Here is a 15,002-nt window from a genome sequence, read left to right on the forward strand (position 1 = left end):
ACGCGCGGGGGTGGCGAGAGGCGTCAACGAGCGAACAGCCGCTTCCGCTTGCGGGCGACGGACACCAGCTCGACCTTGTCGGTCATCTTCACGCGGGGCCGGCCGGACCCCGCCGCGCGACCGGTCTCCGCCTTGTCGATCGCCCGCCAGCCGGGGAACCCGATCTGTTCGGGCTGGCGCCGCTCGATCAGCTTCTTCACGTCCTTGCGGGTGCCGACCGTGCCGAGGAGTTTTCCGGCCTCGAAATCCGCGAGCAGCGACGACACCGTCTCCTTCGCGCACGCCTTGTTGGTGCCGATGACGCCGCTGGGACCGCGCTTGATCCATCCGGTCACGTACACCCGGTCGGTGACCCGGCCGTGCTCGTTGGGGATCACGCCGCGCTTCTCGTCGAACGCGACACCGCTGACGCGGTTGCCGCGGTAGCCGATGGAGCGCAGCACGAGCGAGGTGTCCAGCGAGCCCTCCTCGCCGCGAGCCCGGGCGGACAACGCGCCGGAGTCGTCGACCACCAGTTCGTTGCGTCCATAGCGCAGGGCCTCTGCCTTGCCGGATCCGGTGACCTCGAGCGGCGACGTCAGGTAGCGGAACACGATGCGCTTGTGACCGGGCCGCGGGGCACGCTGCGCGAACTCCCGCGCGAGCCGGACTTTCATCGCGGTGGCCGGATCGTCGAGCAGTGCCTCACTGGCCGGGTCGAGGTCGAGATCGGCGTCGTCGATGACGACGTCCACGTTCTCGAGGTCGCCGAGCGCCAGGAACTCGGGGTTGCTGTAGGCGGCCTGCGCGGGCCCGCGGCGGCCGAGGAGCACGACCTCCTCGATGTTGCTGCGCCGCAGGGCGGCGAGGGCGTGATCGGCGATGTCCGTCCGTTCCAGCTCCTCGACGTTCATCGTGAGGATGCGGGCCACGTCGAGCGCGACGTTGCCGTTACCGACGATCACCGCGCGCTTCGCGGACAGGTCGAACGTGCGCTCCGCGTAGTCCGGGTGGCCGTTGTACCAGGCCACGAATTCGGTGGCGGCGTGCACGCCGGGAAGGTCCTCGCCCGGGATTCCCAGACGCCGGTCGCTCGACGCCCCGACGGCGTAGATGACGGCGTGGTGATTCTCCAGCAACTCGTCGTGGGTGACGTGCGTGCCGACCTCGACGTTGAGGTGGAACTCGAAGTTCGGCCGGTCGAGGCTCCACTCGAACATCCGGGTCACCTCCTTGGTGCCGGGATGGTCGGGTGCGACACCGGCGCGGACGAGTCCCCACGGGGTCGGGAGCTTCTCGAACATCTCGACCTCGACGTCGGAGCGTTCGAGCAGTTCACCGGCGGCGTAGCAGGCCGCCGGGCCCGCGCCGACGACGGCGACCCGGAGCTTGCCGAGGTCGCGGCGCGGCGGCGTCGCGGGCGTGAGGGGGATCCACCCCGTCGGCATGGGGTTGGTCGTGTAGTACTCGGCGTTGATGTCCTTGTAGCGGGTGAGTGAGCCGATGAGCTTGTCTTCCGGGAAGATCGCGTCGACCGGACAGGCATCGACGCAGGCCCCGCAGTCGATGCAGGTTTCCGGGTCGATGTGCAGCATCTCGGTCTGCGCGAATTCCCGCTCCTCCGGTGTCGGATGGATGCAGTTCACGGGGCATGCGGAGACGCAGCTCGCGTCGTTGCAGCACGCCTGGGTGATGACATATGCCATTGCGGTTTCCTCACACCTGTCCGGAGCATCGAACTCGTTTGTGTTACACGTAGTAACAGTTATATGAACTGTACTGAGAATCGCGTCCGCAAACAAGCACCGGCGCCGGGATGGAAGAATCGGGGCTCCGTCCACGAGCGAAGGAACCGCATCTTGGCACTCGACCGACCCCTCGCCGCTGCCCCCGCACGCGGCCGCTTCTTCGAGACGTCCTGGCCGGTCCGCACCGGCGACATCGATGCGGCCAAGCGCCTGCGCCTCGACGGGATCGCGCGGTATCTGCAGGACGCCGGACTGGACAACCTCGACGCGGTCGACGCCGCCGACAGCCACCCACTGTGGATCGTCCGGCGCACCGTCATCGACGTCGTACGACCGGCGGTATGGCCCGAGCGGGTGCACCTCCGGCGCTGGTGCTCCGCGCTCTCGACCCGCTGGACGAACATGCGGGTCCAGATCGAGGGTGAGGCGGGCGCCCTCATCGAGACCGAAGGCTTCTGGATCCACATCAGCGGCGAAACGGGAATGCCCACCCGCATCGACGACGGGTTCATCGAACGCCTCGGCGAGTCGGCGGAGGAACACCGGCTCAAGTGGAAGCGGTGGCTCGTCGAAAATGCGCCGGCCGCAGACGAGGACGGCATCGTGGATACCGAGTTCGTCCTACGCCGCACCGACATCGACCCGTTCGACCACGTCAACAACGCCGTCTACTGGCAGGCCGTCGAAGAACTGCTCGCCGACCACGAGCATCCGGGCGGCGGCCGCCTCGTCGACAATCCCCATCGCGCCGTGCTCGAGTACCTCTCGCCCATCGTGTCGACCGACCGAATTGTCCTGCGCTCGAGGCGGGACGACACGTCGCTGACCGTATGGTTCCTGGTCGACGACGCCCTGCGTGCCGTGGCCAGCATCGGGCCACTCGCCGCCTGATCAGACCATCTGCTGGGTGCCGATCACCCGCAACAGGTCGAGCCGGGCCCGCGCGTCGGAGCCCGGCTGCGGCATGTACACGAGCAGGTGCTGGTAGGCGCTCGGGGTCAGCAGCGTCTCGCAGACGAGGTCGATGCGTCCGACCTCGGCGTGGAGGACGGTCTTGGTGTCGGACCGGCGGACGGCCACATCGTGCCTGTCCCAGAGCGCGGCGAATTCGGTGCTGCTCTCATAGAGGCGGTCCACCAGTTCCGTCACGTCGGCGTCACCGGCCCGCCGGGCGGCCGTCGCCCGCAAGTCCGCGACGTGATGTCCGGCGAGCCGCTCGTGATCGTCCTCGGGGAACATTCCGCGCTCGCCGGGGTGCGCGAACCACCGCCACGGCACGTACCGATCGAGACCCGAATACCGGGACGCGTCGCCGAACAGGATCACGTGCATGCGGTTCTGGACCAGCACTTCCCCGAGGTCCGAGATGACGCAGCCCGGGGTGTCGTCGAGCTTGTCGAGCAGGTGCAGCAGTCCCGGCCCGACGTGCTTGTTGCCCGCGGCCCGCATCGGCGGCACCTGACCCGACAACAGGTAGAGATGGTCTCGCTGATCGTCGGTCAGCCGCATCGCCCGCGCGATCGACGCCAGGACCTGCGTCGACGGATGCGGACCGCGGGCCTGCTCGAGTCGCGTGTAGTAGTCCGTCGACATTCCCGCGAGCATCGCCACCTCGTCGCGCCGGAGCCCCGGCGTCCGCCGGCGTACACCCGGTGGCAGTCCGACGTCGGCCGGAACCAGCTGTTCCCTGCGACGGCGGAGGAAGTCGGCCAACTCGGAGCGGTTCATGCATCAACTGTGCCGGACCCACCGGGACGCTGCCAGGGATCGCCGGTCCCCCGATGACCGGTCTCTGGTTGCCGCTCGCGGCGACGGCGACGCTGGTGTCAGTCCGGAACAGACACCGACCATCGGAGCAGAACATGATCAGCACCACCGCACTCGGAACCACCGGTCCCACAGTCAGCCGGCTCGGCCTCGGCGCCATGGGCATGTCCGGGATGTACGGCAGGACGGACGACGCGGAGTCCACCGCCACCATCCACGCGGCGCTCGACGCCGGGATCGACCTCGTCGATACCGGGGACTTCTACGGATCGGGCCACAACGAGTCCCTGATCGGCAAGGCCCTCGCGGGCCGTCGACGGGAGGACGTGACCCTCAGCGTCAAGTTCGGCGGGCTGCGCGGCCCCGGCGGCACGTGGGCCGGAGTCGACACGCGACCCGAGTCGATCCGCAACTTCCTCGCCTACTCGCTGCAGCGTCTCGGTGTCGACTACATCGACATCTACCGCCCCGCCCGCCTCGACCCCGACGTGCCGATCGAGGACAGCGTCGGAACGATCGGCGAACTCGTCGAGGCCGGCTACGTGCGCCACATCGGGCTCTCCGAGGTGGGCCCCGAGACCCTGCGCCGCGCGGCGGCGGTGCACCCGATCGTGGACCTGCAGATCGAGTACTCGCTCGTCTCGCGGGGTATCGAGGCCGAGATCCTCCCGCTCTGCCGGGAACTCGGGATCGGCGTGACGGCCTACGGCGTACTTTCCCGGGGCCTGCTCAGCGACTCGCTGCGCACCGATCAGACCCTCGCGGCCGACGACTTCCGCGCACACAGCCCCCGGTTCCAGGGCGACAACCTCCGGCAGAACCTCACCCTCGTCGACTCGCTCGCCGACGTGGCCGCGCAGCACGGTGTGAGCGTCGCGCAGCTGGCGATCGCGTGGGTTCTCGCCCAGGGCGACGACATCGTGCCCGTCGTCGGAGCGCGCACCGTCGCCCGGCTCGAGGAGGCGCTCGGCGCACTCGACGTCCACCTCGGCGCCGGTGACCTCGCCGCCATCGCCGCAGCGGTTCCCGACACCGCGGTCGCCGGGGACCGCTACGCGCCCGCGCAGATGGCCCAACTCGACAGTGAACGCGCCGGCGTGGGGCGCTAGCGTCTAGCCATGGCCTCGCACAGCTCGTCGCGGAATCGCACCCTGATCCTGATGCGCCACGGCAAGTCGGCGTACCCGGAGGGGGTCGCGGATCACGAGCGGCCGTTGGCGCCCCGCGGGCGGAAGCAGGCGGGTATGGCCGGTGAGTGGCTGCGGTCGACTCAGCCGCCGATCGACGCCGTGCTGTGTTCGACCGCTCGCCGCACCCGGGAAACGCTGGAGGCGACCCGGGTCGGCGCTCCCGCCCGGTTCGCCGAGGAGTTGTACGGCGCGTACCCGTCCGAGGTGCTCATGGAGATCGTGCGGGTCGAGTCATCGGTGCGCACGCTGCTCGTGGTCGGGCATGTTCCCGGCATGCCGTCGACGGCACTGGATCTGGCAGGCAACCCCGACACCGGGGATGCCGACCTGATGCGGGAGAAGTTCCCGACGTCCGCGCTCGCCGTTCTCACGGTGCCGTGCGAGTGGGACGAACTCACGTCGAGCGCGGCGTCACTCGCCGCGTTCCACATTCCGCGGTAGCGGCCTCAGAACAGCTTCCGGCCGACCACGGCGACAACACCCAGAATCAGGACCAGCACGAGGGCCGACCAGAATCCGAACAGCCACCAGACCACCCCGAAGACGACCAGTGCCGGTGCCACGGTGATGAGTGCGATCGTGGGGCTTTCCCGCAGCACTTCGAGTGCCGACTCCGTCTTGACGCGATCGATCTTCTTCTCGGACATCTCGTCTCCGTTCAGCGAACCACGCATATCGGACAGGTGTGGTCGAGGATAGTCTTCACGGGACGAAAACCCGGTCGAGCGAGGGCAGACCAGCGGCGAGGGAGATGGGGAAAGCGCAGTGACCACCCGACAGGAGAAGGCCGCACAGACGCGCCGGGACTTGCTCGACGCAGCCAGAGTGGTCTTCGAACGCAAGGGTTACCTGAACGCCACCATTACCGACATCACGACCGAGGCCGGCAAGGCGGCGGGTTCGTTCTACAACCATTTCGACGGCAAGGAAGCGCTGCTCCTCGCGCTCGCGGACGACATCGGCGACGACGCGGATGCACTCATCACCACCTCTCCCGACGATCTGCGGAACCTCGGTCCGCATCTCGCCGTGTTCTGGCAACTGCAGTCGCGGCATCGCCCCGTGATGGCCGCGCTCCGCGACGCAGCCCTCGTCGATCCCGAGTTCGCGCAGCGGATGCACGGCTTCGGGATCGAGCAGATGAAGCCGTGGGCCGAACTCCTCACCACACTCTCCGCGGACGGCGCACGCCTCCCCGCGAGCCCCGACGTCAGTGCACAGCTGCTCGCCGCGGTGGCCACCGCCTTCGTCGACCTGTGGGACGGCGACGACGATGCGGGCATCGCCGCACTCACCCGGTTCGTCGAGCGCGGGCTCCTCGGCTAACTGCCCGGGAACGTCACGACGTCGAGGTACAGCGGCATCTCGTCGGTGCGCGATCCGGTCTGCGTTCCCGCCTCGTCGACCACCGGGGCGCCTGCGGTCGCAGCAGCTTCGAGGCTCTCCCCCGTCACCCGCCCGTCGAGGTCGAAGTTCTCGAACTCGAACGGAATGCCGTTCGACGCCAGATAGTCCGGCCCGTCCATCAGATGGAAGTGCAGGTGCGGCGCGTCGGTGTTTCCGCTGTTGCCCAGCAACCCGAGCTGGTCGCCCGCCCGCAGGTCCTGGCCGACGCTGATGTCGTCCACACTGCCGGGCCGCAGGTGTGCGTAGAACGCGTACCGCCCGTTGCCGATGTCCTGGACGACGTGGTTTCCGCCGTACTGGTCGAGGGGCAGTCCCTGCGGACTGGCACCCGGAACCTGTTCGGACAGATCGCCCACGACGGCGATCACCTTGCCGCCCGACACCGCGCGCACCGGTGCGCCGTAGTACTCGTAGCTCGACAGCTGAGTCTTGTCGCCGACGTAGATGCGTCCCTGCTCGTCGAGCTGGACGAAATCGATCGCGAAGCGCTCGGCCGCGAGCATCCGGCCGTTCATCGGCAGCACGGCCGCGCGGTGGGACGTGACCGTGCAGCAGCCGGTGCCGTCGAGCCACCGCGGACCGTCGAGGGGAGCGCGGATCCGGACGGCGTCGCGGGTGTCGACTTCGGTGTCGGCCACGTTCTCGGCGAGCTGCGACGGCACGAGTGACGTCGCCTGCGGAAAGTTGACGTTCACGACGTGGCCGAGACTGTCGGGCACATCGTCGGGACTGTTCAGTGTCGCGTCGATCCACACCAGCCCCTGCTGTCCGGGGGCGAGGACGGTGCCGGTCTTCGGGCCTCCGCCGAGTGCCTGGAACCACGGCGTCAGCGCGTCGCCGCTCAGGTCCACCAGCGTGCGGTCGTCGCCCTTCACCTGCAGCGACGTGATCGTCGCCGGCTGCGAACCAGTGTTCGTCAGCCGCAGTTCGTAGGCGAGGTGCACGCGACCGTCGCTGCCCGTCACCGGGATCGGTCCGGCCACCACATCCGCGACCACCGGACTGAGCACAGCGGGACCGGCGGACGCGGCCGGCGTCGCCGATGACGTCGCCTCGCTCTCCTGGGTGTCCGAGCCCGTGCAGGAGGTCGCGGCTGCCACGACGACGGCGAGTAGGAGCGCGATGGCGAACCTCGACCGGGCCATCATCCGACGCTAGCAACGGCGAACACCCGGCGACAAGGCATGGAAACAGATGAAGGCCCCACCCCCGAAGAGAGTGGGGTGGGGCCTTCGTCGTTGGTGAGTGCTCGGCGAGTCCTGGGACTCGTCAACCGCTCACGGGCGCGGAGCGCCTACCGGTAATCGTTGCTGAAACCGTAATCGTCGAGCGGCACCGCGGCACCGGTGTTCTGGCCGAAGCCGTCCGGGCTGTAGTACTGGTCGTCGTAGGACGGAACCGCGTACGCAGCAGCGCGGGCCTCTTCGGTCGGCTGAACCTGGATGTTGCGGTAACGGTTGATACCGGTACCGGCAGGGATCAGCTTTCCGATGATCACGTTTTCCTTCAGACCGATCAGCTTGTCCGAGCGGCAGTTGATCGCCGCATCGGTCAAGACGCGAGTGGTCTCCTGGAACGACGCCGCGGACAGCCACGAATCGGTCGCCAGCGATGCCTTGGTGATACCCATCAGCACCGGACGTCCGGCTGCCGGCTCGCCACCCTCGGCGACGACACGGCGGTTGGCCGCTTCGAAGTCCGCACGCTCGGTCAGCGAACCGGGCAGGAACTCCGTGGCGCCCGAGTCGATGATCGTCACGCGACGCAGCATCTGGCGCACGATGACCTCGATGTGCTTGTCGTGGATCGACACACCCTGGCTCCGGTACACCTCCTGGACCTCGTTGACGAGGTGGATCTGCACCTGACGGGGGCCCATGACACGCAGCACCTCGTGCGGATCGGCAGCACCTTCCATGAGCTGCTGACCGACCTCGACGTGGTCACCGTCGGCCAGAAGGCGTTCGGTGCCGTCGTCGTGCTTGAAGACACGCAGACGCTGACGCTTCGAGAGCTTGTCGTAGACAACCTCTTCGCCACCGTCGTCCGGGACGATGGTGATCTTGTAGAAGCGGTCGCCGTCCTCGAGCTGCACGCGGCCACTGACGTCGGCGATCGGGGCCTTGCCCTTGGGGACGCGGGCCTCGAACAGCTCCTGAACACGCGGCAGACCACCGGTGATGTCGTCTCCGGCGACACCACCCTGGTGGAACGTACGCATGGTCAGCTGGGTACCGGGCTCACCGATGGACTGTGCGGCGACGATACCGACGGCCTCACCGATGTCGACGAGCTTGCCGGTGGCCATGGAGCGGCCGTAGCAGGTGGCGCAGACGCCGGTGCCGGTGGTGCAGGTGAGCACCGAGCGGACCTTGACCTGCGTGATGCCTGCCTCGAGCAGCGCGTCGATAGCCGGGTCGCCCAGGTCGTGTCCACGCTCGACGATGACGTTGCCGTTCTCGTCGACCGCGTCGGCGGCCAGGGTGCGGGCGTACGTGCTCGTCTCCACGTGTGCATCGCGGATAAGCGTGCCGTCGGCCTGCTTCTCGGCGATCGTGGTGACGATGCCGCGCTCGGTTCCACAGTCGACCTCGCGGACGATGACGTCCTGCGAGACGTCCACCAGACGACGGGTCAGGTAACCCGAGTCGGCGGTGCGGAGCGCGGTGTCGGCCAGACCCTTACGGGCACCGTGCGTGTTGATGAAGTACTCGAGAACGGTCAGGCCTTCCTTGAAGGAAGACTTGATCGGACGCGGGATGAACTCACCCTTCGGGTTGGTCACCAGACCCTTCATGCCGGCGAGCGAACGAACCTGAGTCATGTTGCCGGCGGCGCCGGACTTCACGATCATCGGGATCGGGTTGTCGTCGGGGAAGTGGGCCTCCATGGCCTTACCGACCTCGTCGGTGGCCTCGGACCAGATCTTGACCAGGGCGCTGTTGCGCTCGGTCTTGTTCAGAGCACCACGCTGGTACTTCTTCTCGATCTGGTCGGCCTGAGCCTCGAAGGACTCCATGATCTGAGCCTTCTCCGGCGGCACGAGGACGTCGGAGATCGAGACCGTGACACCGGAACGCGTGGCCCAGTAGAAACCGGCGTCCTTCAGCTTGTCGACGGTCTGCGCGACCACGATCATGGGGTAGCGCTCGGCGAGATCGTTGATGATCGTCGCCTGACGCTTCTTCGGCATCTGCTCGTTGACGAACGGGTAGTCCGCGGGCAGCAGCTCGTTGAAGAGCACGCGACCCAGCGTCGTCTCCGCGGTCCAGCCGTCACCGTAGTTCCAGCCTTCGGGGAACAGCTCCGACTCGATGTCGCGGGGCGGGCGCTGCTGCGTGAGCCGCACCTTGATCTTCGCCTGCACGACGAGCGCGCCACGATCGACGGCCATCTGAGCCTCGGCAGGCGAGGAGTACACGCCCTGCTCCGCCTCGTCGCTGGTCGACGCTGCGAGCTCGCCGATCGCACCCTCGTCCAACCGGGTCAGGTGGTACAGACCGGTGACCATGTCCAGACGGGGCATGGCGAGCGGTCGACCCGACGCGGGCGACAGGATGTTGTTCGACGACAGCATCAGGATGCGAGCCTCGGCCTGCGCCTCCGCGGACAGCGGAAGGTGCACGGCCATCTGGTCACCGTCGAAGTCGGCGTTGAAGGCCTCACACACCAGCGGGTGGAGCTGAATGGCCTTACCCTCGACCAGCTGCGGCTCGAAGGCCTGGATGCCCAGGCGGTGCAGCGTCGGTGCACGGTTCAGCAGCACGGGGTGCTCGGCGATGACCTCTTCGAGGACGTCCCACACCTGTGCGCGCTGACGTTCCACCATGCGTTTGGCGGACTTGATGTTCTGCGCGTGGTTCAGGTCGACCAGACGCTTCATCACGAACGGCTTGAACAGCTCGAGAGCCATCAGCTTCGGCAGACCGCACTGGTGCAGCTTGAGCTGCGGACCGACGACGATGACGGAACGACCCGAGTAGTCGACGCGCTTGCCGAGCAGGTTCTGACGGAAACGACCCTGCTTGCCCTTGAGCAGGTCGCTCAGGGACTTCAGCGGACGGTTACCGGGACCCGTGACGGGGCGGCCACGACGGCCGTTGTCGAACAGCGCGTCCACGGACTCCTGCAGCATCCGCTTCTCGTTGTTGACGATGATCTCGGGGGCACCGAGGTCGATCAGTCGCTTGAGGCGGTTGTTGCGGTTGATCACGCGGCGGTACAGGTCGTTCAGGTCGGAGGTGGCGAAACGGCCACCGTCGAGCTGAACCATCGGACGCAGCTCCGGCGGGATCACGGGGACGGCGTTCAGAACCATGCCCATGGGCGAGTTCTGGTTGGTCTGGAAGGCTGCGACGACCTTGAGACGCTTCAGCGCACGGAGCTTCTTCTGCCCCTTGCCGCTGCGGATGGTCTCGCGGAGGTTCTCGGCCTCGGCGTCGATGTCGAAGTTCTCCATGAGCTTCTGGATCGACTCGGCACCCATGGCGCCCGTGAAGTACTCGCCGTAGCGGTCGACGAGCTCGCGGTACAGCAGTTCGTCGACGATGAGCTGCTTGACACTGAGCTTGGTGAACGTGGTCCAGATCTCGTCGAGACGGTCCAGCTCACGCTGCGCGCGGTCACGGAGCTGACGCATCTCGCGCTCGCCGCCGTCCTTGACCTTGCGGCGGACGTCGGACTTGGCGCCCTCCGCTTCCAACTCGGCGATGTCGGCTTCGAGCTTCTGCGCGCGGGCCTCGAGGTCGGCGTCACGCTGATCCGCGACGGACTTCTTCTCGACCTGCATCTCGGCTTCGAGAGTGGACAGCTCGTTGTGACGCAGTTCCTCGTCGACACCGACGATGACGTACGCGGCGAAGTAGATGATCTTTTCGAGATCCTTCGGCGCCAGGTCGAGCAGGTAGCCGAGACGGCTGGGCACGCCCTTGAAGTACCAGATGTGCGTGACCGGGGCGGCCAGTTCGATGTGGCCCATGCGCTCACGCCGAACCTTGGCGCGGGTCACCTCGACGCCGCAGCGCTCACAGATGATGCCCTTGAAGCGGACACGCTTGTACTTACCGCAGTAGCACTCCCAGTCCCGGGTGGGGCCGAAGATCTTCTCGCAGAAGAGGCCGTCCTTCTCGGGCTTGAGGGTGCGGTAGTTGATGGTCTCCGGCTTCTTGACCTCACCGTAGGACCAATTGCGGATGTCCTCTGCACTGGCGAGGCCAATGCGGAGTTCATCGAAGAAGTTGACGTCGAGCACGTAACTTCCTTTCCCCAGAGGGATTGTGGATCAACGGTCGCCCGCCGATTCCTGACTGCCAATTCAAATGTGAACTACGCCCCCGGACCCTGATTTCTCAGGACCCGGGGACCGAAACCTAGTTCGCGAGGTCGTCGACCGTCGCCGCTTCGTTCCGGGACAAGTTGATGCCCAGGTTCGCTGCGGCCCGCTCCAGGTCCTCGTCGTCGCCGTCCGCCATCGCGATGGCCGCGCCGTCCGAGGACAGCACCTCCACGTTGAGGCAGAGCGACTGAAGCTCCTTCAGGAGCACCTTGAACGACTCGGGGATGCCCGGCTCGGGGATGTTCTCGCCCTTGACGATGGCCTCGTACACCTTGACTCGACCCACCACGTCGTCCGACTTGATGGTGAGCAGCTCCTGCAGCGTGTATGCCGCGCCGTAGGCCTGCATCGCCCAGCACTCCATCTCACCGAAGCGCTGGCCACCGAACTGGGCCTTACCGCCGAGCGGCTGCTGGGTGATCATCGAGTACGGACCGGTCGAACGAGCGTGGATCTTGTCGTCGACCAGGTGGTGCAGCTTGATGATGTACATGTAGCCGACCGAGACCGGGTACGGGAACGGCTCGCCGGAACGACCGTCGAACAACGTGGCCTTTCCGTCGGACGCGACCATGACCTCACCGTCGCGGTTCGGCAGCGTCGAACCGAGGAGACCGGTGAGCTCGTCTTCCTTGGCACCGTCGAACACCGGGGTGGCGATGTTGGAGTCGGCAGGTGCAGACAGCATCTCCTCCGGCAGCTGCTCCGCCCAATCGGGACGGGAGCCGTCGCCGGCGATCTGAACGTTCCAGCCGGTCTTGCCGATCCACCCGAGGTGGGTCTCCAAGATCTGACCGATGTTCATACGACGCGGAACACCGTGGGTGTTCAGAATGATGTCGACCGGAGTGCCGTCGGGCAGGAACGGCATGTCCTCCTGCGGGAGGATCTTGCCGATGACGCCCTTGTTGCCGTGGCGGCCGGCGAGCTTGTCGCCGTCCTGAATCTTGCGCTTCTGTGCCACGTAGACGCGGACCAGCTCGTTGACACCGGGGGGCAGATCGTCGTCGTCGTCGCGCGAGAACACGCGGATGCCGATGACCTTGCCGGTCTCACCGTGGGGAACCTTCAGCGACGTGTCGCGAACCTCGCGAGCCTTCTCACCGAAGATGGCGCGCAGCAGGCGCTCCTCGGGGGTCAGCTCGGTCTCGCCCTTCGGCGTGACCTTTCCGACCAGTACGTCGCCGTCACGAACCTCGGCACCGATACGGATGATGCCGCGCTCGTCGAGGTCGGCGAGGACCTCGTCGGAGACGTTCGGGATGTCGCGAGTGATCTCCTCGGCACCGAGCTTGGTGTCGCGGGCATCGATCTCGTGCTCCTCGATGTGGATCGAGGTCAGGACGTCCTCTTCCACGAGGCGCTGCGACAGAATGATCGCGTCCTCGTAGTTGTGGCCTTCCCACGGCATGATCGCGACGAGCAGGTTCTTGCCGAGCGCCATCTCACCGTTTTCGGTGCAGGGGCCGTCGGCGAGGACCTGTCCGAACTCGACACGCTGTCCCTCGTCCACGATCGGACGCTGGTTGGCGCAGGTGCCCTGGTTCGAACGCGCGAACTTGCGCATCCGGTAGGTCTTGCGGCTTCCGTCGTCGGCCATGACCGTGACGTAGTCGGCGGAGACCTCTTCCACGACACCGGTCTTCTCGGTGACGATGACGTCGCCCGCGTCGACGGCGGCACGCAGTTCCATGCCGGTACCGACCAGCGGAGCCTCGCTACGGACGAGCGGCACCGCCTGACGCTGCATGTTCGCACCCATCAGGGCACGGTTGGCGTCGTCGTGCTCGAGGAACGGAATCATCGCGGTCGCGACGGACACCATCTGTCGCGGCGAGACGTCCATGTAGTCGATCTCGGCGGACGAGACGAACTCGACCTCGCCACCCTTACGACGGACCAGAATGCGATCGTCCGTGAAGTGACCGTTGGCGTCGAGGGCCGAGTTGGCCTGGGCGACGACGTGGCGGTCCTCTTCGTCCGCGGTCAGGTAGTCGACCTGGTCGGTGACCTGGCCGTTCTCGACCTTGCGGTACGGCGTCTCGATGAAGCCGAACGGGTTGACCCGTGCGTACACCGACAGCGAACCGATCAGACCGATGTTCGGACCCTCAGGGGTCTCGATCGGGCACATGCGGCCGTAGTGCGACGGGTGAACGTCTCGCACCTCCAGGCCGGCGCGCTCACGGGACAGACCACCCGGGCCGAGGGCGGACAGACGACGCTTGTGCGTCAGCCCCGACAGCGGGTTGTTCTGGTCCATGAACTGCGACAGCTGGGAGGTTCCGAAGAACTCCTTGATCGCAGCCACGACGGGCCGGATGTTGATCAGCGTCTGCGGCGTGATCGCCTCGACGTCCTGGGTGGTCATGCGCTCACGAACCACGCGCTCCATGCGGGACAGGCCCACGCGGATCTGGTTCTGGATGAGCTCGCCGACCGTGCGCAGACGACGGTTACCGAAGTGGTCGATGTCGTCGACCTCGACGGGCACCGCACTGCCGCCGGGGGCGGTCATCTCGGTGTCACCGGCGTGCAGGCGCACCAGGTACTCGATGGTGGCGACGATGTCTTCCTCGGTGAGGGTCGACGCGACGATCGGCTGTCCCAGGTTCAGGCCCAGCTTCTTGTTGATCTTGTAGCGACCCACGCGAGCCAGGTCGTAGCGCTTGTCCTTGAAGAACAGGTTCTCCAGGAGCGTCTGCGCGCTCTCCTTGGTCGGCGGCTCGCCCGGACGCAGCTTGCGGTAGATGTCGAGCAGCGCCTCGTCGGTGCCGGCGGTGTTGTCCTTCTCGAGCGTCGCCATGAGGATCTCCGAGAAGCCGAAGCGCTCGGTGATCTGCTCGGTGGTCCAGCCGAGGGCCTTCAGCAGCACGGTGACGGGCTGGCGGCGCTTGCGGTCGATGCGGACGCCGACCGTGTCGCGCTTGTCCACGTCGAACTCGAGCCATGCACCACGGCCCGGGATGACCTTGACGCTGTGCAGGTCCTTCTCGGTGCCCTTGTCGACGGAGTGGTCGAAGTAGACGCCGGGGGAACGCACCAGCTGCGAGACCACGACACGCTCGGTGCCGTTGATGATGAACGTGCCCTTGTCGGTCATCATCGGGAAGTCGCCCATGAAGACCGTCTGGCTCTTGATCTCACCGGTGTTGTTGTTGATGAACTCCGCGGTGACGAACAACGGCGCCGCGTAGGTCATGTCTTTGTCTTTGCACTCGTCCGTCGAGGCCTTCACCTCGTCGAAGCGCGGGTCCGAGAAGGACAGAGACATCGAGCCCGAGAAATCCTCGATCGGGGAAAGCTCCGCGAGAATGTCCTCGAGACCGCCGGAGATTGCGCTGTCGCCACGAGCGGCGGCGCGTTCGCGCCAGCTCTGCGCACCGATCAACCACTCGAACGAATCGGTTTGTACATCAAGAAGCCCGGGAACTTCGAGGGGTTCGCGAATCTTTGCGAACGAAACCCTCTTCGGGGCTCCGGGGATTCCGGAAACTGCCTTGGTCTGGCTAGAGACTGCCAAGATGCGTCCTTCCAGCACCTCACGCGGGCCGCTCTTGCTGTTGCGACCGCCGC

The 15,002-nt window shown here is 66.6% G+C and carries 10 protein-coding genes; 4 read left to right on the plus strand and 6 right to left on the minus strand.

Features of this window, described 5'->3' with window-relative positions; translation table 11 throughout:
• Nucleotides 1–23: 23 nt before the first annotated feature.
• Nucleotides 24–1,685, minus strand: a complete 1,662-nt coding sequence (locus PSR88_RS09865) for an FAD-dependent oxidoreductase (protein WP_016882805.1) — start codon at nucleotides 1,683–1,685, stop codon at nucleotides 24–26.
• 153 nt (nucleotides 1,686–1,838) lie between these two features.
• On the opposite strand from PSR88_RS09865, the gene PSR88_RS09870 reads away from it, so the two are divergent.
• Nucleotides 1,839–2,618 carry an acyl-[acyl-carrier-protein] thioesterase gene (locus PSR88_RS09870; protein WP_016882804.1) on the plus strand — a complete coding sequence of 260 codons (780 nt, stop codon included), beginning with the start codon at nucleotides 1,839–1,841 and terminating at the stop codon, nucleotides 2,616–2,618.
• Here PSR88_RS09870 and PSR88_RS09875 read toward each other — a convergent pair whose 3' ends face one another.
• Nucleotides 2,619–3,455, minus strand: coding sequence for a helix-turn-helix transcriptional regulator (locus PSR88_RS09875; RefSeq protein WP_016882803.1), 837 nt, complete (start codon nucleotides 3,453–3,455; stop codon nucleotides 2,619–2,621).
• Between the two features lie 134 nt (nucleotides 3,456–3,589).
• Between PSR88_RS09875 and PSR88_RS09880 the strand changes: the two genes are divergently transcribed.
• Both PSR88_RS09880 and PSR88_RS09885 read left to right on the plus strand, forming a co-directional pair.
• Nucleotides 3,590–4,603 (plus strand): aldo/keto reductase, encoded by a 1,014-nt coding sequence (locus PSR88_RS09880; RefSeq protein WP_029539335.1) that lies wholly within the window; start codon nucleotides 3,590–3,592, stop codon nucleotides 4,601–4,603.
• A gap of 9 nt (nucleotides 4,604–4,612) precedes the next feature.
• On the plus strand, nucleotides 4,613–5,125 hold the full coding sequence (locus PSR88_RS09885) for a SixA phosphatase family protein (protein WP_016882801.1): 513 nt from the start codon (nucleotides 4,613–4,615) through the stop codon (nucleotides 5,123–5,125).
• Between the two features lie 5 nt (nucleotides 5,126–5,130).
• On the opposite strand, the gene PSR88_RS09890 is transcribed toward PSR88_RS09885, so the two are convergent.
• Nucleotides 5,131–5,331 carry a hypothetical protein gene (locus PSR88_RS09890; protein WP_005258232.1) on the minus strand — a complete coding sequence of 67 codons (201 nt, stop codon included), beginning with the start codon at nucleotides 5,329–5,331 and terminating at the stop codon, nucleotides 5,131–5,133.
• Between the two features lie 118 nt (nucleotides 5,332–5,449).
• Here PSR88_RS09890 and PSR88_RS09895 point away from each other — a divergent pair, with 118 nt between their 5' ends.
• Entirely contained in the window at nucleotides 5,450–6,010 is a 561-nt protein-coding gene (locus tag PSR88_RS09895; RefSeq protein ID WP_016882800.1) for a TetR/AcrR family transcriptional regulator, read from the plus strand.
• Here the strand turns inward: PSR88_RS09895 and PSR88_RS09900 are convergent.
• The 3 genes from PSR88_RS09900 to PSR88_RS09910 all read right to left on the minus strand — a co-directional run bounded on the left by PSR88_RS09900 (nucleotide 6,007) and on the right by PSR88_RS09910 (nucleotide 14,967).
• Entirely contained in the window at nucleotides 6,007–7,239 is a 1,233-nt protein-coding gene (locus PSR88_RS09900) for a peptidoglycan DD-metalloendopeptidase family protein (protein WP_016882799.1), read from the minus strand. The genes PSR88_RS09895 and PSR88_RS09900 overlap by 4 nt on opposite strands.
• Before the next feature lie 146 nt (nucleotides 7,240–7,385).
• Nucleotides 7,386–11,342 carry a DNA-directed RNA polymerase subunit beta' gene (locus PSR88_RS09905; RefSeq protein ID WP_009474658.1) on the minus strand — a complete coding sequence of 1,319 codons (3,957 nt, stop codon included), beginning with the start codon at nucleotides 11,340–11,342 and terminating at the stop codon, nucleotides 7,386–7,388.
• 118 nt (nucleotides 11,343–11,460) lie between these two features.
• Nucleotides 11,461–14,967 carry a DNA-directed RNA polymerase subunit beta gene (locus PSR88_RS09910; RefSeq protein ID WP_011594854.1) on the minus strand — a complete coding sequence of 1,169 codons (3,507 nt, stop codon included), beginning with the start codon at nucleotides 14,965–14,967 and terminating at the stop codon, nucleotides 11,461–11,463.
• Between the last annotated feature and the right edge of the window lie 35 nt (nucleotides 14,968–15,002).

The organism is Rhodococcus sp. DK176 (assembly GCF_038447315.2).
GTDB lineage: Bacteria > Actinomycetota > Actinomycetes > Mycobacteriales > Mycobacteriaceae > Rhodococcus_F > Rhodococcus_F jostii_A.